This window comes from Amycolatopsis sp. NPDC051758 (assembly GCF_044453095.1).
GTDB lineage: Bacteria > Actinomycetota > Actinomycetes > Mycobacteriales > Pseudonocardiaceae > Amycolatopsis.
Genome location: NZ_JBITCJ010000016.1, coordinates 94,045 through 114,291, shown reverse-complemented (window position 1 = coordinate 114,291; position 20,247 = coordinate 94,045). Strand labels below are relative to the sequence as shown.

The window sequence follows — 20,247 nt, the reverse complement described above, 5'->3', positions numbered from 1 at the left end:
TCGCCGAACCCGCCACCGAGGGAGACCCATGCGGAAAACCGGCCCCGCCGTCGCACTCACGGCACTGCTCCTGACCGCGTGCAACCCCGGCGCCGCACCGCCGCCACCCACCCCCACCCTCACCAAACCCGCCACCGACGCCACCCAGCTCGCGGCCGCCGTCCGGACCGGCATCAGCACCACCCCGACCGCCACCTTCACCATGGACGCCGAATTCGGCCCCACCGGCAAAACCGCCACCGGCGCACTCGAGTTCGACGGCTCCACCAGCAACCTCACGATCACCGTCGACGGCAGCGAAACCCGCGTGCTCGGCCAACGGACCTTCACCCACCCACCCCAGTCCGGCATCCCCGGCAAACCCTGGATCGGCACCGACCCCGGCAACCCCGACCCGATCGCCCAAGCCGCAGCCGCGAGCGTGCCGGTCATCGTCAAGCTCCCCGACCTCGGCCGCGCCCTGACCGAAATCGACCGCGCCGGCCGCATCGTCTCCGCCGACCAGGCCACCCTGCACGACCAGCCGGCCACCCACTACCGCCTCGAGATCGACGCCGCCAAGGCCCCCGACCTGTTCCCCGAGTTCGCCGAACCACCGATCGACGGCAAACCGGCCAAGCCCGTCACCGCCAAGCTGCCCGCCGAACTCTGGCTCGACACCGCACAGCGACCCGTCCGGTTCACCATCGACCTGACCCCCGGCTTCGCCGCCGGAAACAGCGTCAAGGGCACCACCGACTACCGCGACTGGGGCGACCCCGTCGACATCCCGGCCCCACCCGCCGACCAGGTCGTCGACCTCTCCGAGCTCATGAAGAAGATGGGCACCTGACCGACGACGTCACGGTCCGTGTCCGCCGTCGGACCCGATCACCCGATCCGTAGAATCAACGGCGATGCGACGACTTCGGTGGTACTGGGGGGCACTGGTCCTCGTCTGCGTGGCCCTGCTGGTCGGCTTCTTCGCCTTCTTCGGCTCCGAAAGCCAACCCGGACAACCGCAACCCCGCCAGGGCCCACCCGGCACCGGCCCGCTCACCGTCGTCGCGATGGGTGACAGCACCGTCTCCGGCGAAGGCGCCGGCCAGTACACCGCCACCACCAACGGCCAAGGCGGCAACTGGTGCCACCGCTCCCCCAACGCCTTCGTCGACAAGATCGCCATCCCCGGCGTCACCGCCCACGTCAACCTCGGCTGCTCCGGCGCACCCGCCGAACAGGTCGCCCTCGGCGACACCAAACAGTGGACCGAAGGCTCCCAGGCACAGCAGCTCGCCACACTCGTCAAGGACCACCGGGTCGCGGCCGTCGTGATCGCCGTCGGTGCGAACGACGAACCCAAGTTCTCCAACCAGGTCACCGACTGCTTCAAGGCCTGGTTCAACCCCGGCGGCCCGCCCTGCAGCACGGCCCTCAAGCAGACCTGGCAGTCCAAAGTGGACGCCATGGTCCCGAAGGTGGCCACCGCCGTCTCCGACGTCAAGAAAGTGCTCGCCCAAGCCGGGTACGTGCCCGCGGACTACCAGCTGGTCGTGCAGTCCTACGCCGCCCCCATCGGCCCCGACCTGCCCGAAGAACTCCGCAGCCTCAACGGCTGCCCCTTCCGCGTCGAAGACCTCCGCTGGATCTCCCAAACCGGCATCGGCGTCCTGTCCTCCGGCCTCAAAGCCGCCGCACAACAGACCGGCGCACGGTTCCTCGACCTCGCCAAGGCCGGCGTGAAGCACGAGGCCTGCAGCGGCGGCGCGAACCCCGCGACCGAATGGTTCACCCGGCTGACCCTGCAGCTGGCCGACCTCGGAAAGGCCGACCGCGCCGGGCACGCGCTGCAGGAGTCGTTCCACCCCAACGCGGCCGGGCACACGGCGATCGCCAACTGCCTGACGGAGTTCCTCGCGACCCGCGAAGGCAACGCGTCGTGCCTGGCGGGCGCGGACGGGAAGCTGCACGCGGCCCCGGAGGTCGTCGCTCGCTGAGCGACTCCCCACGTCTTAGCTCGCTTGAGTAGTGACGTCCGCGCATACTGGCCGACGGTTTTTTTACCGTCGGCCAGTGGTATAGGGCGTTATACACTCAAAGATCGAGGGCTGCCCGCAGTGCGATGTCGATGCGTTCCTGGACGTCCAAGTCGATCTCGGCGATGCGCTCGTCGAACCAGGGCCGGTACAGCCTCGTGAGGTTGAGCGTCGACACCCAGTAGCGGGCGTCGACCGCCACCCCGAGGATGTCCTGCGGGTCGCGGTCGAGCAGTTCGGTGCCGAGCAGCCAGGGCCGCTCGGACTCGTTCACCCCGTCCGAGGACAGCAGCACGACGGTGCGCTGCCGGGCCGGTTCGGTCGGGGGGTGGTACGTCCAGACTTCACCCCTGCGCACGCAGATCCTTCTCCGCCGCCGCGCGCTCGGCCTCGTCGAACTCCGCGACGGCCGGCTCCGGCTTCTGCGGGGTGTAGCCCGTGCGAACCGCCTCGCGCCTGGCCGCCTTCGACAGCCAGGACGAGACCGAAATCCCGTGTGCTTTCGCCGCGCGTTCAGCGAATTCCAAGGCACCGCTGTCCAGCGAAAGAGTCACCTTACGTGTTGCCATACCTTTTACCGTACCAGTGCCCCGGTCGCCGGGCGGACCGCCGGGGTCAGAACGTCGGCGAACGTCCCTCGAACGGCGTAGAGAGCACCACCGTCGTGCGGGTCGACACCTTCGCGGCCTCCCGGATCCGGCGCAGCAGGTCCTCCAGCGCCAGCGGCGACTGGACGCGCACCAGCAGGATGTAGGACTCGTCGCCGGCCACCGAGTAGCAGGACTCGATCTCCTTGATGTGCTGGATCCGCTGCGGGTAGTCGTCCGGCGCCCCCGGGTCGTTCGGCGTCAGCGAGATCAGGGCCGTCAGGGGCAGCCCGATCTGCTCGCCGTCGAGCCGGGTGGTGTAGCCGAGGATGACCCCGCGCTGCTCGAGGCGGCGCACCCGCTGGTGCACCGCCGACACCGACAGCCCGACCCGCTCGGCGAGGTCGGTGAAACTGCGCCGCCCGTCGGCCGCGAGCTCCTGGACGATCGACTGGTCCAGCGGCTCCAGACCGCCGGGTGTCATGCGTCCAGCACGACGAGCTCGTGCGGCTGGTTGTTGACCGGCTCGACGCCGTCTTCGGTGACGATCACGATGTCCTCGATCCGGGCGCCCCACCGGCCCGGCTGGTAGATGCCCGGCTCGACGCTGAAGGCCATGCCCGGCTCCAGCGGCAGCGTGTTGCCCGCGATGATGTACGGCTCCTCGTGCACGTCCAGGCCGATGCCGTGGCCGGTGCGGTGGATGAAGTACTCGCCGAAGCCGGCCTCGGTGATGACGTCCCGCGCGGCGGCGTCGACCTGCTCGGCGGTGACACCGGGCTTGACCGCCGCCACCGCGGCGGCCTGGGCGCGCTGCAGCACCGCGTACGTCTCGGCCACGTCGGCGTCCCGCGGCGCGCCGACGGCGTAGGTGCGGGTGGAGTCGGAGTTGTACCCGGCCGGCAGCGGGCCGCCGATGTCGACGACCACCACGTCACCCTTGGTGATGACACGGTCGGAGACGTCGTGGTGCGGGCTGGCGCCGTTCGGGCCGGACCCGACGATCACGAAGTCGGCCTGCAGGTGGCCCTCCTCGACGATGGCCGCGGCGATGTCGGCGCCGACCTCCGCCTCGGTGCGGCCGGGCCGCAGCCACTCGGGGACGCGGGCGTGCACCCGGTCGATGGCGGCACCGGCTTCCCGCAGCGACGCGATCTCCGCGGCGTCCTTGCGCATCCGCAGCTCCCGCACGACCGGCCCGGCGAGGGTCTGCTCGGCGTCACCGAGCGCGTTCCGCAGCGCGAGCACGTGCAGGGCCGGGGTGAAGTCGCTGACCGCGACCCGCCCGGGCTTGCCGAGCCGGCCCGCGACGAGCTCGTACGGGTCGTCGCCGTCCACCCAGGTGAGCAGCTCGACACCGAGCTCGTCGGTCGGCACGTCGGCGTAACCGGGCGCCTCCAGCTTCGGCACGACCAGCGCGGGCGTGCCGTCGGCCGGGACGACGAGGGTGGTGAGCCGCTCGAACGAGCCACCGGCCTGCCCGATCAGGTAGCGCAGGTCGGAGCCGGGCGCGATCAGCAGGGCATCGGTGCCCGCGGCGGCCGTGGCGGTGCGGGCGCGATCCAGGCGGGCGCGAAGGGCTGCGGCGTCGGGGGCAGGCGTGTGGAGGGAACGGCGCGACATGAAGCCGAGCCTAGCCGGGTGGTTCGGGTGCGCGACTCGCCCGGGGTGACGACATGCCGCGCACTCCCCCACCGGGCCAAGGCTCCGCTCCTTCGACCGCGGCGACACCGCTCCCCCGAAGCCACCCCGCGCCGTACGACACCTGCTTCATCTCCCTCGGTGCGCTCGTTCCCCGCCCCGGGTGCGTGGCGCACCCTGTGCGGCGGCCGGGCGTGGCAGGCTGTGCGGGTGACCGGACCACTTGCCCTGCTCGACTCCGCGAGCCTGTACTTCCGTTCGTTCTTCGCCCTGCCCGACTCGATGCGCGCCGCCGACGGGACGCAGGTCAACGCGGTGCGCGGGTTCGCCGACACGATCGCGCGGATCCTCACCGACCGGCACCCGTCGCGGCTGGTGTGCTGCCTGGACGCGGACTGGCGGCCGAAGTTCCGCACCGACCTGCTGCCCAGCTACAAGGCGCACCGGGTGGCCGAAGAGACCGACAGCAGCAACCCCGACGTCGAAGAGGTGCCCGACACCCTCACGCCGCAGGTGCCGATCATCCTGGAGCTGCTGGAGGCGTTCGGGTTCGCCACCGCCGAGGCGGCCGGTTACGAGGCCGACGACGTCATCGGCGCGCTCGCGACCCGCGAGAAGAAGGACCCGGTCGAGGTGATCACCGGCGACCGCGACCTGTTCCAGCTGGTGCGGACCGAGCCGACCCCGACGTCGGTGATCTACGTCGGCAAGGGCTGGGCCAAGGCCGAGGTGCTCGGCCCGGCCGAGATCGCCGAGCGCTACAGCCTTCCCCGCGAGACGGCCGGTGCGGCGTACGCGGACATGTCCATGATGCGCGGCGACCCGTCCGACGGGCTGCCTGGCGTAGCCGGCATCGGTGAGAAGACCGCGGCGAAGCTGATCACGCAGTTCGGCTCGCTCGACGCACTCCTGGAGGCCTCGGCCGCCAGCGACCCCCGGGTGCCGCTGAAGACACGGCTGCGGCTGTCCGACGCCGCCGACTACCTCGCTGTGGCACCGACCGTGGTCCGGGTCGCCGTCGACGCGCCGGTCGAGCAGTCCCGCCCCGACCAGGTGCCCGCGACACCCGCGGACCCGGACCGGGTGGCCGAGCTGGCGGAGCGGTGGAACCTCGGCAACTCGGTCGAGCGGCTGCTGAAGGCCCTGCCCGGCGCCTAGAAGAGCGTGCCGCACCAGGGTGCGGTGACCGTGGTGATCAGCTCGTCCGCGCGCGCCGCCGCGGCCGGGTCGTGGACTTCGATCCGGCCGGCGTCCGCCAGCGCGGTCGCGCTCCACTGGCCGAGGTAGAGCATGCCCAGGGTGTCGACGTCGAGTGTCAGGTCCGGGGCCGCGTCGGTGCGGCGAGTGCCGTCCGGGCCGACCTCGTAGCGGCCGGTGTTGGCCGGCAGCGTCCGGTCGGCCACCGCGAGCACCACCGGGTCGGCCGCGCGGTAGGTGCGGGCACCGAGCGCGGCGGCGACGTCGACCGGGCGCAGCCACAGGTCGTCCTCGACGGCGAGGGTGCGTGCGTGCCGGTGGTCGGTCAGCATCGGGGCGAGCGGCTCGTCGACCGGGCGGTGCCGGGCGTGCACGGCGGAGACCAGGTCCACCGACAGCAGGAACCGCCAGAGCGCGGCCCGCGCGACCGGCCCGGTCGTATGCAGGTCGCGGACCTTCAGCACGGCCCCCTCGTCCGGCGCGGCGAGCGAGCGCTGCTCGACCGTCTTGTACACCGCGAACCCGTCGTCCCCGTCCGGTCCACTGTGGACGACCACGGTGTGGTCGCCGTCCCGGTCGACGTGCCGCTCGTGCGCGGTCGGCCACCACACCTCCGGCCGGCCGATCATGCCCGGCCGCCGCAGCCCGATCCGCTGGTACAGCCCGGGAATCTCCTTCACCGCTTCCTCGGGCGTGAGCATCCGGACGTCCCCGCCGGCCGGGACGCGCTCGTGGAGCCGCGCCGCGGGCCGCGGCAGCTGCACCGTCTTGCCGAGCGCGGCCGAGCCGTACCCGAACCGGCCGTAGATGGTCGGTTCGCTGGCGTGCAGCACCGCCAACGACACCCCGCGCGCGGCGAAGCCGGCCAGCTGCACCGCCATCATCGCGCTGAGCACTCCGCGCCGGGTCCGGTCGGCGCGGACGCCGACCCCGTCGACCGCGGCAACCGGCACGACTCCCCCGCCGGGCACGGCGATCTCCGTGTCGAAGGAGCTGGCGACCCCGATCGGGGTGTCACCGTCGAAGGCGCCGAACTTGTGCGCGGCGGGCCAGGAGCTCCCGAACCGGGCCCAGGGTTCGTCGCCGACCCGGTTGCCGTGCAGCGAACGGCTCAGCAGGTCGAACGTGCTGCGGCGCTCGTCTTCGGTGACGGGGCGGACGTCGAAGGCGGTCATGCCCTCGATCTTGCCGCCCCGCCACCGGCGCGGCATCCCGTTTTCCGGCGCCTCAGAAGTGCGTGCCGCTCCACGACGCCACGCGGGTGGCGAAGAGCCGGTCGGCGGCCGCCGGGGCGGCCGGGTCGCGTACGACGATCCGGCCCGCGTCGGCCAGCGCGGACGGCCGCCAGGTGCCGAGGTAGACCATCGCGAGGGTGGTGACGTCGAGGCCGAGAGTGGCCGGCTCGGTCGTCCGCTCGGCGCCGTCCGGGGAGATCCGGTAGCTGCCGCTGTTGCCGGGCAGCAGCGGGTCGGTGACCTCGACGACCACCGGCTCGGCGAACCCGTACTCACGGGCCGACAGCGCCTTCGGCACGTCGATCAGCCGGATCCAGTGCTCGTCGCCGATCCGGTCGACGGTGCTGCGGCGGTGGTCGGCGAGGATCAGCTCGATCGGCTCGTCGAGCGGGCGGGCCTCGGCGACGATCCGGTCCACCAGGTCGACCCCGAGCACGAACCGCCACAGCCCGGTGAACGCCGCCGGGGTGCCGGGGAACAGCTCCACCAGGTGCAGCTGCTTGGTCCACGGGTGCGCCTGCAGGCCGTCGACGTAGAAGGTGGCGAAGCCGTCCGGGCCGTCCGGGCCGTGGTGCACCAGCGCCTTCACCACCGGGTTCGTGCGCCGCGCCTGGTTCTCGTAGAGCCGCCACAGCACCTCGGGCCGGGTCATCATCCCGGGCCGGTGCTCGAGGCCGTCGTAGACGCGCGGACAGACCTCCAGCGCCTCGTCGAGCTCCAGCAGCTCGACCTCGCCCGTCATGGGGACGTCCTGACGCAGCTGCGCCCGGTGCCGCTCGACGCTGTAACTGCGCTGCCGGGTCGCCAGGCCGTACCCGAACCGCCCGTAGATGGGCGCTTCGGAGGCGAGCAGGTTCGCGAACACCACACCGCGTGCGGCGAAGTCCTCGAGCTGGGCCGTCATCAGCGCCCGCAGCACCCCGCGGCGGGTGCGGTCGGCGCGCACCCCGACCCCGGTGACGCCGGCCATCGGCAGCCGCGCCCCGCCCGGGACGGTCAGTTCGGCGTCGAAGGACCGCGCGGTGCCGACGAGCTCCGGGTCGTACGCGCCGATCGTCCCGCCGGGCTGGTAGACGCGGGCCACCCGCTCCCAATCGGCATCGTCACTGCGCGGGGCGTGCACGCTGTCCCGGAAGACGTTGCTCGCGTCGCGGAGCTCGTCGGCGCGCAACGTCCGGATCTCGAAATCGCTCATGCCCGGATCATCGCCGGAAACGCCGAAGTCCGGCCACCGGAATTCCCGGGGGCCGGACTTCGCGCGGTGGAGCTACTTCGTGGCGGGCGGGGAAACCTCGTAGTTGCCGCCGTCGCCCTTCACCGTGATCTGCACCTGCTGCGGCTTGCCGGCGATGGTCGCGGTGCACTCGAACTTCGCACCGTCCTCGACCTTCTGCTCGGCCGGGCAGGTGACCGCGGTGACGCCGTCGATCTTGTAGGTCTCGGTGAGCAGCTTCTGCACGTCGGTCTGCATCTGGCTGTTGTTGAAGACCTGCGTCTTGAAGAACCCGGGCGCGACAAAACCGAGGATGCCGACCACCGCCACGACCACGACCAGCACCACGATGCCGATCAGCAGGCCCTTCTTGGACTTCTCCGGCTTCTCGCCGCCCTCCGGGGCGCCCGCGCCGGGGAACTGCTGCTGCGGCGGCTGGCCGTAGTCGTACTGACCCGGCTGCTGCTGGCCGTACCCGGGCTGGGCCTGCGGCCCGCTCTGCGGGTACGCCCCGCCCGGCTGCTGCTGGCCGTACCCCGGCTGGGCCTGCGGCCCGCTCTGCGGATACCCGCCACCCGGCTGCTGGCCGTAGGGCGGTGGCTGCTGCCCCCACTGCGGCTGCTGCGGCGGGGTGTACCCGCCGGGCTGCTGCCCCCACTGCTGCGGCTGCTGGGGTTGCTGCGGCTGCTGCCCCCACTGCTGTTGCTGGTTCGGGTCGTACGAAGGCGGCTGCTGGCCCCACTGGGGCTGTTCCTGCGGGCCGCTCGGCGGGTACGCGCCGCCCGGCTGCTGCCCGTACTGGGGCTGCTGTGGGTCGTTGCCGCCATACGGCGTGCTCATCGTCTGCCTCCGCCTGCCTCGATCATCTCGCTGTCCACCCCGAAACCGCCGTCAAGCCGCGTACGCACGGTGTTGGGGCGATCCAACCACAGGTCGGAGCCGAGCACACGTGTCCACGCTCACCGCCTCCGCCGTCTGGAGCAGGGCTAACACGGAGTTCACGCCGCACCGGCGGCGACCACACCACGGCGCAGCGCCTTGACCGCGTCCGCCGCGGCCGCGCCGACCGGGTCACCCTTGCCGAGCACGTCCCGGATCTGGTCGAGCAGGTCGATCACCTGACGCGACCAGCGCACGAAGTCACCCGCCGAAAGCTCCTGGCCGTTGGCCTCCGCCGCCGTCAGCACCTTCTCCAGCGATTCCCCGCGCGCCCAGCGGTAAACCGGCCAGGCGAACCCGGCGTCCGGCTCACGGGTGCGGTCCAGGCGGTGCCGCCGCTCGTCCTCGGTCAGCTCCACCCACAGCCGCGCGGTCTCTTCCCACGCCTCGGGCACCGCGCCGCCGGGCAGCCGCGGCTCACCGGCGGTGTCGCGGCGTGCCTCGAACACCAGGGTCGAGACCACGGCGGCGAGTTCGGCCGGGCCGAGCTTCCGCCACACGCCGTGCCGGATGCACTCGGCGGCCAGCAGGTCGGACTCGCTGTAGAGCCGGGTCAGCCGCCGGCCGTGCTCGGTGACACGGTCTTCGCCGTCGCCCGCCGACTCCGGGCCGAGATAGCCGCGTTCCCCCAGCAGCGCGAGGATCCGGTCGAACGCCCGCGCCAGCGAGTGCGTCGTCGCGGCGACCTTCCGTTCCAGCTGCTGGGTTTCCGCCGCGAGCCGCTGGTACCGCTCGACCCAGCGCAGGTTCGCCTCCCGCTCGGCCAGCCCGTGGGACGGGTGGGCGCGCAGGGCCCGCCGAAGCGCCGCCAGCTCGCCGTCCTCGTTCGCCCCGGACTGCCGCTTCTGCCTGCCCGGCAACGAAATCCCGGCACTGCGCAGGATCGAGGCGATGTCCCGGCGGGTCTTGGGCGACCGCAGCTCGATGTGCTTGGGCAGCTTGATCCGGCCCAGCGCCTCCACCGGCGCCGGGAAGTCGGCCACCGACAACGGCCCGGACCAGCGATCTTCGGTCACCACCACCGGCCGCGGCTCGCGGATCGGGTCGAGACCCGGGTCGACGACCACCGCGAGCCCGGCCCGGCGGCCCGCGGGCACGGCGATCACGTCACCCTTGCGCAGCTTCTCCAACGACTCGGCGGTCCCCGCGCGGCGGACCGAGGTGTTCTGCCGGGAAAGCGCCTTCTCCCGCGTCGAGATCTTCGCGCGCAGCTCGACGTACTCGAGCACCTCGTCGAACTCCCCGGTCACCGCGGCCGAGTACCCCTTGAGGGCCTCCTTGTTCCGCTCGATCCGGCGTGCCGTGCCGACCACCGACCGGTCGGCCTGGAACTGCGCGAACGACTGTTCAAGCAGCTCACGCGCCTCCGCCGCACCGACCTGCGCGACCAGGTTCACGGCCATGTTGTAGCCGGGCCGGAACGACGACCGCAGCGGGTAGGTCCGCGTCGAGGCGAGCCCGGCGACCTGCTTCGGGTCGACCCCCGGCTGCCAGGCCACGACCGCGTGGCCTTCGACGTCGATGCCGCGCCGCCCGGCCCGGCCGGTGAGCTGGGTGTACTCCCCCGGCGTCAGGTCGACGTGCGCTTCGCCGTTGTACTTCACCAGCCGTTCGAGAACCACCGTGCGGGCGGGCATGTTGATGCCCAGCGCGAGGGTCTCGGTGGCGAACACGGCCTTCACCAGGCCCCGGACGAACAGCTCCTCGACGGTCTCCTTGAACGCCGGCAGCAGCCCGGCGTGGTGCCCGGCGATCCCGCGTTCGAGCGCCTCCCGCCACTCCCAGTACCCGAGCACACCGAGGTCACCCTCGGGCAGGTCGGCCGTGCGCTCCTCGATGACCCGGCGGATCTCCTCGACCTCACCCGGCCCGTTGAGCCGCAGCCCCGACCGGACGCACTGCGCCACGGCGGCGTCACAACCGGCCCGGGAGAAGATGAACACGATCGCCGGCAGCAGCCCGGCCCGGTCCAGCTGCTCCACGACGTCCACCCGCGACGGCGGCCGGAACCGCGGCATCCGCGGCGCACCCCGCCGGGACCCGCGCGGCCCGCGGAAGCCCGCCGGCGCGTACTGGCGGCCGATCTCCTCGGTGCGGCGCAGCAGCGTCGGGTTGATCCGCAGCTCGGCGCCCGGGGCGTGGACGTCGTCACCGGCGAACAGGTCCAGCAGCCGGTTCCCGACCAGCATGTGCTGCCAGAGCGGCACCGGCCGGTGCTCGTCGACCACGACGGTGGTGTCACCGCGGACCTCGACCAGCCACTCGCCGAACTCCTCGGCGTTGCTGACCGTGGCCGACAGCCCGACCACGCGGACGTGCTCGGGCAGGTGCAGGATCACCTCCTCCCACACCGCGCCGCGGAACCGGTCGGCGAGGTAGTGCACCTCGTCCATGACCACGTACCCGAGGTCGGTGATGGTCGAGGAGCCCGAGTAGAGCATGTTGCGCAGCACCTCGGTGGTCATCACGACCACCTGGGCGTTGCCGTTGATCGAGGTGTCCCCGGTGAGCAGGCCGACCGCGTCCGGGCCGTAGCGCGCCACGAGGTCGCCGTACTTCTGGTTCGACAGCGCCTTGATGGGCGTCGTGTAGAAGCACTTGCGGCCTTCGGCCAGCGCCAGGTGCACGGCGAACTCGCCGACGATGGTCTTGCCGGCCCCGGTCGGCGCGCAGACGAGCACGCCGTGGCCGCCCTCGAGCGCCTCACACCCGCGGATCTGGAAGTCGTCGAACTCGAAGGACGCCTCCGCGGCGAAGCGCGTCAGCTGGGGGTACTTCCCTCGGCGTGACGAGGCCGCATAGGCCTCGGCCGGGGATTGAGAAGGGCTATCGGCCACCTCGTCAGGGTTCCACATGCCACCGACAGTTTGCACGCGGCGTGACCGACGGCCGTCGATTGCTTCTTTTTTGGTCGGCGGGCACCTCGGGTGCCCGCTCCGGTCGGCCGCTGTATAGGTCGTTATACACAATGGTCGGCGGAACCGGTGCGGGCCGGGCGGCGTCGGAGGCTGCATGACGGCGGGAGGTGGGCGGGTGATGACCGAACCGTGTCCGAGCTGCGGGCTGCTGGACCAGGTGCAGCACGTGCCCGCGGTGTATCACGGCGGGCATTCGTTCTACCGCGGTCAGGGGCCGATGGTGGCGGTGCCGGCCGGGGACGGGGTGATCTACACCAGCAGTCAGGTCTCGGGGGTTACGGTGACCGGGATGGCGCGGGCGCTCGATCCGTTCCCGCTCCCCCGTCGCAACGGTGGGCTGGTGGCCGCGGTGATCGCGCTGGTGCTGGTCGGGAGCTGTTTCCTGCTGTTGCCGTTGTCGGCGGTCGACGACCCGCCGCCCGGCGGGGCCGGGGCGAAGGTGCTGGGGATCGCGGTGATCTCGCTGCCTTCGCTGTGCGTGTTCGTCGCGGTCGGGATGCTGGTGTGGCTGTACGTCCGGCGGCTGCGGGCGCACCGGCGGCAGCGGCGCGGGGTGCCGGCCGCGAAGCAGGTGTGGGAGCAGGGCTGGTTCTGCCACCGCTGCGGCGGCGTGTACTTCGCCGACGCGCGGGCCGAGCGGCTCTTGACGCCCGAGCACTTCCGGCAGCTGGTGGCGCGGGCGGGCGGTTACGACCGCTAGGGCCGGCTAGGCCAGGACTGTCAGCGCGCCCGGGACGCAGCTGATCGTCACCGGCACGTTGCCCTGTGGCTCGCCGTCGGCGTAGGCGGGCCAGGTGTTGCCGGTCAGGGAGACCGAGCGGGCGCGCAGGGTGCGGACCGCGGGGTGGGTGAGGTGCTTGCCGGTGCGCAGGCCCGGGAGCATGCGGATCAGGCCCCGGCGGCTGACGTCCCCGACCACCGTCACGTCGAAGACGCCGTCCTCGGGGTCGGCCGTCGGGCAGATCGGGACGCCGCCGCCGTAGAAGCGGGTGTTGCCGACCGCCACCAGGGTCGCGTCGAGCTCCAGCCGCTCCGTGCCGGTGTCGACGACCACCGGGCGGGAGCGGAACGCGGCCAGCTCGGCAAGGATCGCGACGTCGTAACGACGCGGGCCGGACGGCCAGCGCATCCGGTTGGCGCGTTCGTTGACACTCGCGTCGAAGCCCGCGCACAGCACGGTCGCGAACCAGGTGTCGCCGACGCGGCCGAGGTCGATCCGCCGGCGGGCGCCCGAGCGCAGGGCCGCCACCAGCGCGTCGACCGCCGGCAGCGGTTCGCCGGGGACGCCGAGGGCGCGGGCGAAGTCGTTGCCGGTGCCCGCCGGGACGAGCCCGAGGGCGACGTCGTGGTTGGCGCAGAACTGGACACCCTGGTGGGCGGCGCCGTCACCGCCGAGCACGATCAGGACGTCGAGACCCGCGTCGTGCGACGTCCGCATCAGCTCACGGGACTCTTCGACGGAGTTGGCCACCAGGACGTCAAGCCGGTCCACGGCGGTGCGCAGGCGCTCCGCGACGGTGTCGGCGATCCGGGCGGCCGCGCCGTGCCCCGAAGCCGGGTGCACGGCGAGCGCGGCGTGGATCCCCACTACGTGACGTCGTCGGTGCTCGACCGGCCGCCGGAGGTGGTCGGCGCGTCGTCGACCTTGCTCGGCGTGTAGTCGAAGGGCGCCGCTTCGTCGTCCGCGAGCTGGTCCCAGCCCTCGTCCGCGCGTTCGCGGTCCTTCTTGCGGTCGTGCACCCGGGCGAGCTGGACGGACAGCTCGAACAGCACGGTCAGCGCGCCGGCCAGGCCGAGCATCGAGAACGGGTCCGAGCCCGGGGTGACGAAGGCGGCGAAGACGAACAGCGCGAACACGATGCCGCGGCGCCACTTCTTCAGCTGCCGGTACTTGACCACGCCGACGCGGTTGAGCATCACCACGAGCAGCGGCAGCTCGAAGCTGATCCCGAAGATGATCAGCAGCGACAGCATGAACGAGATGTACTTGTCGGCGGTCAGCGCCGTGACGAACTCGTCCTGGCCGAAGCCCATCAGCAGCTGCAGGGCGTGCGGGAACAGCATGTACGCCAGCACCGCGCCGGCGGCGAACAGCACCGACGCGAACCCGACGAAGGTCAGCGCGTACTTGCGTTCCTTGGTGTAGAGACCGGGCGCGATGAACGCCCAGACCTGGTACAGCCACGCCGGCGAGAACAGCACGGCGCCGGCCGCGAGGCCGACCTTCAGCTGGATCATGAAGGCTTCGAACGGCACGGTCTGCAGGAGCTGACAGCCCTGGTAGCCGTTGAGCCGCCGATCCGGCGGGATGGCGCAGTACGGGTCCTTGACGATCTCGCCGAGCGACGGGATCGGCCCCACCTTGGTGCTGAACCAGAAGAAGCCCAGGATGCCGCCCACGACGACGGCGAGCAGCGCGAAGCCCAGGCGGCGGCGGAACTCGTAGATGTGCTCGATGAGCGTCATCGTGCCGTCGGGGTTCTTGCGACGGCTGCGCTGGCGCCGCTTCGACCGGCGGCTGTCGCCGTTTCCGGAGGCGGGTTCCGCCACGGGATGTTCCGTTCTCGTCGGTGTCCGCCGGAGCGCGCCGGCTGGGGCGCGCTCCGTGGACCAGGGACCGGGTGTGGCCTAACCGCTCAGCTGGCGTTCTTCTGCGGCTGGTCGGCGGACTGCTGCTTCTTCAGCTCGTCGAGCTGCCGCTGGAGGTCGGCGACCTGCTGGTCGGTCGCGGCGGTCGCCGGCGGGGCGACGGGCGTGGCCGGGATCTGCTTGGTCTCGACGGGCTCGGCGTCCTCGTGCGAGGCGCTCTTGTCGCCCGCGAGGTCCTTGGTCTCGGCCTTGAAGATCTTCATGGACTTGCCGATCGACCGCGCCGCATCGGGAAGCCGCTTGGCCCCGAACAGCAGCACGACGAGCAGCACCAAGATGATCAAATGCCATCCTTGCAATCCGTTGGCGAACAAGATGGCCTCCTATCTGCGTCTGGTAGGGATGTTACTGGTTTTCCGGTTTCCGGCGGCGCTCCGCGAAGGCGACCCGCAGCGCAGCCGACCGGGCGCGGATCAACCCCGCCCGGTCCTGGGTGTTCGTAGCCACCATGCTTGCGGTCTGCTTGAAACCACGCAAGACCTTCATGGTCCGCACCAGCAGGAGCACGAGCAGCAGCAGGCCGATCGCGACGAGCACGACGGTGGGCAGGTACGGCACGTCGATCACCCTAGTGGTCGCAGGTTGACGGAAGGTGACGGGCTCGGGCCACCGCGTCGGCGGCGCGGCGTCCGACGTCCGACGCGAGGTCCGCCGGGCTCTCCACCAGCGCTTCCCCGCCCAGACCCAGCACCAGGCGCACCATCCAGGACTGGTCGGCGTACCGCATCCGGATGCGCAGCCGGCCGCCGTCGAGCTCGTCGAGCTCCTCGCAGGGGTAGTACTCGGCTACCCAGCGTGCGTCCGGATCGAGGACGAGCACGGCTTCCCGCTGATCGGGACGCTCGCGGAAGACGCCGTCGGAAATGTCGGTCGGGTGGGCGTGCGCGGGCGGCCGGGACGGCTCGTCGAGCACGGTCAGCTCGTCGATCCGGTCGAGCCGGAACAGCCGGACACCCTCGGCGCGGCGGCACCAGGCCTCCAGGTACCCGACGGCCTGCACGATGAGCAGCCTCATCGGGTCGACCGTGCGCTCGGTGACCTGGTCCTTGGACGCGGTGTAGTAGCGGATCCTCAGCGCCCGGCCGTCCTGCAGGGCCCGGGCGACCTCTTCGCGGGTCCGCGCGGTCTTCTTGCCCTCGCGCACTCCCCCGCCGACGACCACCCCGGCGGGCTGGGCCTGTCCGGCGGCGGACTCGATCTTGGCGATGGACCGGCGGACGGCGTCGCCGTCGACCACACCCGGGGTCTCCCCCAGCGCCCGCAGCGCGACCAGCAGCGCGGTCGCCTCGCCGCCGGTGAGCCGCAACGGCCGGTTCATCCCGGCGTCGTGGGTGACGACGATCGTGTCCCCCTCGAAGGACAGGTCGATCAGGTCGCCGGGCCCGTACCCCGGCAGCCCGCACATCCACAGCAGCTCGAGGTCCTTGCGCAGCTGCTTCGGTGTCACGTCGAAGTCGTGCGCCGCCTCGTCGACGCGGATACCCGGGCGCGCCAGCAGGTAGGGCACCAGCGCCAGCAGCCGCGGCATCCGGTCGGTCGAGCCGCTCACAGTGCGCTCCCCTGCCGCGCGACGACGGCTTCGAGCCGATCTTGGACGGTCTTGGCCAGCACGTCGGGTTCGAGCACCACGACGTCGGGGCCCTGCGCGGTGATCCAGTCGGCCGCCGACTCCGGGAAGTAGAGCCCGATCTCGACGAGATCACCTTCTTCGCCGTCGACCGTGCAGCGGCCGAGCACGGTGCCGCGCCGGCGGACCCCGGCGGCGCGGCCGTCGGCGACCCACAGCCGCGCGGTGGTCACCGGCGCCGGTTCGGCGTCACTGGTGACCGACACCAGCTTGAGGAGATTGACGCCTTCGGGGCGCTGCACGGCGCCGGGCTTGCCGACCGGCCGCACCTGGCCGGTGACCCGGGAGAGGCGGAAACAGCGGGTGGCGCCGCGGTCGCGGTCGTGTCCGACGACGTACCAGCGGGCCTTCCAGGACACCACGCCCCACGGCTCGAGGGTCCGCATCATGCGTTCCGGCGAGCCGCTGCGGCGGTACTCGAAGCGCACGGCCTGGCCGTTCTGCACCGCGGCCAGCAGCGGCCCGAACGCCGGTTCCGCACGCACGCGCGGCTCGACGACGGTGGGCGCCTGGTCGTCGACCTCCAGGCCGGCGGCGCGCAGCTTGACGAGCGCGCCCTGCGCCTGCCCGGTCAGCTCCGGGGAGTCCCACAGCCGGGACGCCAGCGCGACGGCCGCGGCTTCGTCGGGGGCGAGGTCGATCTCGCCGAGTTCGTAGTCGCGGCGGGCGATGCGGTAACCCTCGATGGCGTCGAAGGCGGAGTTGCGGCCGGTCTCCAAGGGGATGCCGAGCTCACGCAGCTCGGTCTTGTCCCGTTCGAACATCCGGAAGTAGGCGTCGTCGCTGGCCGCGTCGCCGTATCCGGGCACGATGCCGCGAATCCGCTCGGCAGTGAGGTACTGCCGGGTGGACAGGAGGGCCAGCACCAGATTGACCAGCCGTTCGGCGCGTGCGGTGGACACCCGGTAGAGCCTAGCCCGCGCCGCCCGGCCCGATCGTGAGGTCCGGGGTGCGCGCGTCGTAATCGGTCCTGGCGGCGTCCACGGCGTCGAAGTTGACCTCGGCCCAGTCCTTGAACGCCGACATCAGCGCGCGCAGGCTTTCCCCCAGTGGCGTAAGGGAATAGTCGACGCGGACGGGCACCGACGGGGTCACCTCGCGGCGCACCAGGCCGTCGCGTTCGAGCACCCGCAGGGTCTGGGTGAGCATCTTCTGGCTGACCCCGGCGATGCGCCGCGAAAGGTCGCTGTAGCGCTGCGGGCCGTCACCGAGCGCGACGAGGATCAGGCTGACCCACTTGCCGGCGATCTCGTCGAGCAGCTTCCGGGTGGGGCAGGCCGCGAGATAGGCGTCGTAGGCGGCCTTCTCGGCCTGCCGCCGCTGTTCCGCCGTGCGCGTGGGCACCGGGCGAACCTCCTCGTGCGGTGGGCACCTTCGGGTGCGTACTTCCCGATGGAGAGTAGCTCCCCATACGTTCGCGGGGAAGGTCCGACCTGCGAAGGAGACGAAGATGCGTGCGATCGTGGTCCGCCGGTTCGGTGGTCCGGAGGTGCTGGAGCCCGTGGAAGTGCCGACGCCGGAGCCGGGTCCCGGGCAGGTGCGGATCCGGGTGGCGGCGGCCGCGGTCAACCCGGTCGACGTCGCGACCCGCGCCGGGATCCTGACCGGGGCCGGCGTGATCCCGCCGCGGGAGGTGCTCGGCCTCGGCTGGGACGTCGCCGGTGTGGTCGACGCGGGCTCGGGCTTCGAGGTGGGTACCGCGGTGATCGGCCTGCGCGACCGCATCGCCACCCCGCTCGGCGCCTACGCCGAGCAGGTCGTGCTGGACGCCTCGGCGGTGGCTCCGGCTCCGGCCGGTGTCTCCCCCGCCGAGGCGGCGACCCTGCCGCTCAACGCGCTGACCGCGGCCCAGGCGCTCGACCTCGTCGAAACCACCGGGACGGTGCTGGTCACCGGGGCGGGGGGCGCGGTCGGCGGGTACGCCGTCGCGCTGGCGCACGCCCGCAGGCTCCGCGTGGTGGCGGTGGCTTCCGAGAGCGACGAGGCGCTGGTCCGCCGGTTCGGTGCGGACGAGTTCGTGCCGCGCGGGCCGGCCCTGGGCGACCGGGTGCGCGCGCTGGTGCCGGGCGGAGCCGACGCCGTCCTGGACACCGCGCTGCTCGGCCTGGACGCGCTCGACGCGGTCCGCGGCGGCGGTGAGTTCGTCGCCTTCGCCGCGGGCGCCGCGCCGATCCCGCTGCGCGGGGTCCGGGTGCGCAGCGTCTGGATCCGCGCGGACGGCCCCCGGCTGGCCGAACTGGCCCGGCTCGCTTCGGCTGGTGTCCTCCCGCTGCGGGTCGCGGACGTGCTGCCGCTTTCCGCGGCGGCGACCGCCCACGAACGGCTGGCCGCGGGTGGGCTGCGCGGCCGGCTCGTGCTGACCCCGTGATCCGTGCCTAGCCTGGGTCGCATGGATGAACGTGTTCTCCTCATCACCGGCGCCTCGCGCGGGCTCGGCGCCGCGACCGCACGGCTGGCCGCCGCCTCCGGGTTCAAGGTCGCGCTCGTGGCGCGCAAGGCCGAGTCCGCCGCCTCGCTGGCGGCCGAACTGGGTGAAGACCGGGCGCTGGCGCTCGGCGCCGACGTCGGGGACTGGCCAAGTATCTCCAGAGCCGTCACCCAGGCCGTCGAGCGTTTCGGACGGCTCGACGCGGCCTTCGCCAACGCCGGGATCGGCGTCGGGACGTCGTTCTTCGGCACCGGCGGCGACGACCCGGAGCAGTGGGCTGAGATGGTCCGCACCAACGTGCTCGGCGCGGCGTACACCGCGCGGGCGGCGCTGCCCGCGCTGGCGGAGTCGTCGGGCCACCTGGTGATCACCGGCTCGGTCGCCGGCCGCTTCATCCGCAACGCGAGCCTCTACTCGGCGACGAAGTGGGCGGTGACCGGGCTGGCCGGGTCGATCCGCGAGGAGGCCGTCGGCACCGGCGTGCGGGTCACGCTCGTCAACCCGGGCATCACCGACACCGACATCCTCGACGACGAGCAGCGCAAGAAGCCGAAGCTCGAGCCGGACGACATCGCCCGCGCGGTGCTCTACGCGCTCCAGCAGCCGCCGTCGGTCGACATCAACGAGATCATGGTCCGCCCGACCGGCCAGGTGCTCTAACGGCTCAGGCGGGCAACGCGGCCCTGGACGCCACTGGCCCAGCAGCTGCCCGGCACCGTGCAGTCCACGCTGTCGAAGCTGCCGGTGTCGAACGGCGTCCAGTGCCGGCCGCCGTCGGGGCTGAGGTCGCTGCCGCCGGGGCCGACGGCGAGCACACTGCCGCCGCGCCAGGCCAGCCCGGAGCGGTACCCGGCGGGGTACTGGCCCGGGGTGGTCCAGGTGCGGCCGCGGTCCCTGGTGAGCGCGACGGCCGGACCGGGCGCGGCCGGGTTCGCGTAGTCACCACCGATCGCGACACCCTGCCCCGGGGTGCGGAAGGCGAGGGCGAAGACGCCGGCGGACGGGCTGCTCGGCAGCGGCGTGTTGGAGGCGGTCCAGTGGCGGCCGCCGTCGCCGGAGTGCAGGACGCGCGCGGTGGCGCCGCCGCCGGTGGCGAGCCAGGCGTCGAACGGGCCGGCGGTGGTGATGCACTGGCCGCTGGCGGCGAACCCGGCCTCACCGGGCAGCGCGGGCGGGAACCCGCTGTCGGGGACCTGGCGCCAGCTGCGGCCGCCGTCGAAGGTGGCCTGGACGCGGAACCGGCCGTCGACCGGGTCGCTCATCGCGAGGCCGCGCCAGGGGTCGAAGAAGGCCAGGCAGTCGTAGAACGCGGCGGCTTCGGTGTTCTGGAACGTCTGGCGCCAGTGCTTGCCGCCGTCGTCGGTCCGGTACACGCGGGAGTCGGTCCCGGGGCCGATCGAGAGGATCACCGCGCGGTCGGCGTCGAAGGCCTCGATGTCGCGGAACTCGAGACTCGCGGTGTCCGGCGGGCCGACGGACTTCCAGGTCGTCCCGCCGTCGGTGGTGCGCAGGACGGTGCCCTGGGTGCCGCTGACCCACGCGACCCGCGCGCTCACGGCGGACAGGCCGCGGAACTGGGCGGTCACGCCGGTGGGCGTCAGCTCCCACTTCGGCAGGTGCCCTCCTGCCGACGCCGGCACCGCCAATGCCACGAGAAGACCGACTACGAGAAGCACCACACGCACGACACGCATGCGGCGATCCTGCCGCACCGGTCCAGCTACTTTCGTAGTGTCGAACGCCGTGAAGGGCACCTTCGGGGACATCACGTCCCTGAAGGTGCCCTTCACGGCTTCAA

At 72.3% G+C, this 20,247-nt stretch carries 22 protein-coding genes; 6 read left to right on the top strand and 16 right to left on the bottom strand.

What is annotated here, in order from left to right; genetic code table 11:
* The first annotated feature begins 28 nt into the window (after nucleotides 1–28).
* On the top strand, nucleotides 29–832 hold the full coding sequence (locus ACIA5G_RS47675) for a hypothetical protein (protein WP_395936028.1): 804 nt from the start codon (nucleotides 29–31) through the stop codon (nucleotides 830–832).
* A gap of 64 nt (nucleotides 833–896) precedes the next feature.
* Nucleotides 897–1,976 carry a GDSL-type esterase/lipase family protein gene (locus tag ACIA5G_RS47670; RefSeq protein ID WP_395936026.1) on the top strand — a complete coding sequence of 360 codons (1,080 nt, stop codon included), beginning with the start codon at nucleotides 897–899 and terminating at the stop codon, nucleotides 1,974–1,976.
* A gap of 97 nt (nucleotides 1,977–2,073) precedes the next feature.
* On the opposite strand, the gene ACIA5G_RS47665 is transcribed toward ACIA5G_RS47670, so the two are convergent.
* The 4 genes from ACIA5G_RS47665 to ACIA5G_RS47650 are packed head-to-tail and all read right to left on the bottom strand — an operon-like array spanning nucleotide 2,074 to nucleotide 4,225.
* Nucleotides 2,074–2,373: a hypothetical protein gene (locus tag ACIA5G_RS47665; protein WP_329047467.1), complete on the bottom strand. Its 300-nt coding sequence runs from the start codon at nucleotides 2,371–2,373 to the stop codon at nucleotides 2,074–2,076.
* Nucleotides 2,360–2,584, bottom strand: a complete 225-nt coding sequence (locus ACIA5G_RS47660; RefSeq protein WP_395936024.1) for a hypothetical protein — start codon at nucleotides 2,582–2,584, stop codon at nucleotides 2,360–2,362. Before ACIA5G_RS47660 ends, ACIA5G_RS47665 begins: the two co-directional genes overlap by 14 nt.
* Nucleotides 2,585–2,630: 46 nt before the next feature.
* Nucleotides 2,631–3,086, bottom strand: coding sequence for an Lrp/AsnC family transcriptional regulator (locus ACIA5G_RS47655; protein WP_360683811.1), 456 nt, complete (start codon nucleotides 3,084–3,086; stop codon nucleotides 2,631–2,633).
* Nucleotides 3,083–4,225, bottom strand: coding sequence for a M24 family metallopeptidase (locus tag ACIA5G_RS47650; RefSeq protein ID WP_395936021.1), 1,143 nt, complete (start codon nucleotides 4,223–4,225; stop codon nucleotides 3,083–3,085). Before ACIA5G_RS47650 ends, ACIA5G_RS47655 begins: the two co-directional genes overlap by 4 nt.
* A gap of 228 nt (nucleotides 4,226–4,453) precedes the next feature.
* Between ACIA5G_RS47650 and ACIA5G_RS47645 the strand changes: the two genes are divergently transcribed.
* On the top strand, nucleotides 4,454–5,401 hold the full coding sequence (locus ACIA5G_RS47645; protein ID WP_395936019.1) for a 5'-3' exonuclease H3TH domain-containing protein: 948 nt from the start codon (nucleotides 4,454–4,456) through the stop codon (nucleotides 5,399–5,401).
* Here the strand turns inward: ACIA5G_RS47645 and ACIA5G_RS47640 are convergent.
* The 4 genes from ACIA5G_RS47640 to ACIA5G_RS47625 all read right to left on the bottom strand — a co-directional run bounded on the left by ACIA5G_RS47640 (nucleotide 5,398) and on the right by ACIA5G_RS47625 (nucleotide 11,664).
* Entirely contained in the window at nucleotides 5,398–6,615 is a 1,218-nt protein-coding gene (locus ACIA5G_RS47640; RefSeq protein ID WP_395936017.1) for a GNAT family N-acetyltransferase, read from the bottom strand. The genes ACIA5G_RS47645 and ACIA5G_RS47640 overlap by 4 nt on opposite strands.
* A gap of 52 nt (nucleotides 6,616–6,667) precedes the next feature.
* Entirely contained in the window at nucleotides 6,668–7,870 is a 1,203-nt protein-coding gene (locus ACIA5G_RS47635; RefSeq protein WP_395936015.1) for a GNAT family N-acetyltransferase, read from the bottom strand.
* Between the two features lie 72 nt (nucleotides 7,871–7,942).
* Entirely contained in the window at nucleotides 7,943–8,728 is a 786-nt protein-coding gene (locus ACIA5G_RS47630) for a DUF4333 domain-containing protein (RefSeq protein WP_395936013.1), read from the bottom strand.
* Nucleotides 8,729–8,886: 158 nt separating this feature from the next.
* Nucleotides 8,887–11,664, bottom strand: a complete 2,778-nt coding sequence (locus ACIA5G_RS47625) for a DEAD/DEAH box helicase (protein WP_395936011.1) — start codon at nucleotides 11,662–11,664, stop codon at nucleotides 8,887–8,889.
* A 199-nt stretch (nucleotides 11,665–11,863) separates the two neighbouring features.
* On the opposite strand from ACIA5G_RS47625, the gene ACIA5G_RS47620 reads away from it, so the two are divergent.
* Nucleotides 11,864–12,445, top strand: a complete 582-nt coding sequence (locus ACIA5G_RS47620) for a hypothetical protein (protein WP_395936009.1) — start codon at nucleotides 11,864–11,866, stop codon at nucleotides 12,443–12,445.
* Between the two features lie 6 nt (nucleotides 12,446–12,451).
* Here ACIA5G_RS47620 and ACIA5G_RS47615 read toward each other — a convergent pair whose 3' ends face one another.
* The 7 genes from ACIA5G_RS47615 to ACIA5G_RS47585 form a co-directional block, all read right to left on the bottom strand.
* Nucleotides 12,452–13,333, bottom strand: a complete 882-nt coding sequence (locus ACIA5G_RS47615) for a diacylglycerol/lipid kinase family protein (RefSeq protein ID WP_395936007.1) — start codon at nucleotides 13,331–13,333, stop codon at nucleotides 12,452–12,454.
* Nucleotides 13,333–14,295 (bottom strand): twin-arginine translocase subunit TatC, encoded by a 963-nt coding sequence (gene tatC / locus ACIA5G_RS47610; protein ID WP_395936005.1) that lies wholly within the window; start codon nucleotides 14,293–14,295, stop codon nucleotides 13,333–13,335. The genes ACIA5G_RS47615 and tatC overlap by 1 nt, the downstream gene beginning before the upstream one ends.
* An 86-nt stretch (nucleotides 14,296–14,381) precedes the next feature.
* Nucleotides 14,382–14,678, bottom strand: coding sequence for a Sec-independent protein translocase subunit TatA (tatA, locus tag ACIA5G_RS47605; RefSeq protein WP_395936003.1), 297 nt, complete (start codon nucleotides 14,676–14,678; stop codon nucleotides 14,382–14,384).
* Nucleotides 14,679–14,739: 61 nt separating this feature from the next.
* Complete coding sequence (locus ACIA5G_RS47600; protein WP_395936001.1) at nucleotides 14,740–14,952, bottom strand: bacteriophage holin; 213 nt, start codon at nucleotides 14,950–14,952, stop codon at nucleotides 14,740–14,742.
* 10 nt (nucleotides 14,953–14,962) lie between these two features.
* Nucleotides 14,963–15,943 (bottom strand): helix-turn-helix transcriptional regulator, encoded by a 981-nt coding sequence (locus tag ACIA5G_RS47595; protein WP_395935999.1) that lies wholly within the window; start codon nucleotides 15,941–15,943, stop codon nucleotides 14,963–14,965.
* Nucleotides 15,940–16,923: a helix-turn-helix transcriptional regulator gene (locus ACIA5G_RS47590; RefSeq protein ID WP_395935997.1), complete on the bottom strand. Its 984-nt coding sequence runs from the start codon at nucleotides 16,921–16,923 to the stop codon at nucleotides 15,940–15,942. The genes ACIA5G_RS47595 and ACIA5G_RS47590 overlap by 4 nt, the downstream gene beginning before the upstream one ends.
* Nucleotides 16,924–16,933: 10 nt before the next feature.
* Complete coding sequence (locus tag ACIA5G_RS47585) at nucleotides 16,934–17,365, bottom strand: winged helix-turn-helix transcriptional regulator (protein ID WP_395935995.1); 432 nt, start codon at nucleotides 17,363–17,365, stop codon at nucleotides 16,934–16,936.
* Between the two features lie 106 nt (nucleotides 17,366–17,471).
* On the opposite strand from ACIA5G_RS47585, the gene ACIA5G_RS47580 reads away from it, so the two are divergent.
* Nucleotides 17,472–18,389, top strand: coding sequence for an NADP-dependent oxidoreductase (locus ACIA5G_RS47580; protein WP_395935993.1), 918 nt, complete (start codon nucleotides 17,472–17,474; stop codon nucleotides 18,387–18,389).
* Nucleotides 18,390–18,410: 21 nt separating this feature from the next.
* Nucleotides 18,411–19,109, top strand: coding sequence for an SDR family oxidoreductase (locus tag ACIA5G_RS47575; RefSeq protein WP_395935991.1), 699 nt, complete (start codon nucleotides 18,411–18,413; stop codon nucleotides 19,107–19,109).
* Here the strand turns inward: ACIA5G_RS47575 and ACIA5G_RS47570 are convergent.
* The gene (locus ACIA5G_RS47570) at nucleotides 19,106–20,134 is read right to left on the bottom strand and encodes a WD40/YVTN/BNR-like repeat-containing protein (RefSeq protein WP_395936163.1); all 1,029 of its coding nucleotides are present in this window, start codon (nucleotides 20,132–20,134) and stop codon (nucleotides 19,106–19,108) included. The genes ACIA5G_RS47575 and ACIA5G_RS47570 overlap by 4 nt on opposite strands.
* Nucleotides 20,135–20,247: the final 113 nt, after the last annotated feature.

What these genes read in the sequence shown, in the direction of transcription:
- ACIA5G_RS47675 (WP_395936028.1), top strand. Translation starts at nt 29, where the DNA reads ATGCGGAAAACCGGCCCCGCCGTCGCACTCACGGCACTGCTCCTGACC.
- ACIA5G_RS47670 (WP_395936026.1), top strand. Translation starts at nt 897, where the DNA reads ATGCGACGACTTCGGTGGTACTGGGGGGCACTGGTCCTCGTCTGCGTG.
- ACIA5G_RS47660 (WP_395936024.1), bottom strand. Translation starts at nt 2,584, where the DNA reads ATGGCAACACGTAAGGTGACTCTTTCGCTGGACAGCGGTGCCTTGGAA.
- ACIA5G_RS47655 (WP_360683811.1), bottom strand. Translation starts at nt 3,086, where the DNA reads ATGACACCCGGCGGTCTGGAGCCGCTGGACCAGTCGATCGTCCAGGAG.
- ACIA5G_RS47650 (WP_395936021.1), bottom strand. Translation starts at nt 4,225, where the DNA reads ATGTCGCGCCGTTCCCTCCACACGCCTGCCCCCGACGCCGCAGCCCTT.
- ACIA5G_RS47640 (WP_395936017.1), bottom strand. Translation starts at nt 6,615, where the DNA reads ATGACCGCCTTCGACGTCCGCCCCGTCACCGAAGACGAGCGCCGCAGC.
- ACIA5G_RS47635 (WP_395936015.1), bottom strand. Translation starts at nt 7,870, where the DNA reads ATGAGCGATTTCGAGATCCGGACGTTGCGCGCCGACGAGCTCCGCGAC.
- ACIA5G_RS47630 (WP_395936013.1), bottom strand. Translation starts at nt 8,728, where the DNA reads ATGAGCACGCCGTATGGCGGCAACGACCCACAGCAGCCCCAGTACGGG.
- ACIA5G_RS47620 (WP_395936009.1), top strand. Translation starts at nt 11,864, where the DNA reads ATGACCGAACCGTGTCCGAGCTGCGGGCTGCTGGACCAGGTGCAGCAC.
- ACIA5G_RS47580 (WP_395935993.1), top strand. Translation starts at nt 17,472, where the DNA reads ATGCGTGCGATCGTGGTCCGCCGGTTCGGTGGTCCGGAGGTGCTGGAG.
- ACIA5G_RS47575 (WP_395935991.1), top strand. Translation starts at nt 18,411, where the DNA reads ATGGATGAACGTGTTCTCCTCATCACCGGCGCCTCGCGCGGGCTCGGC.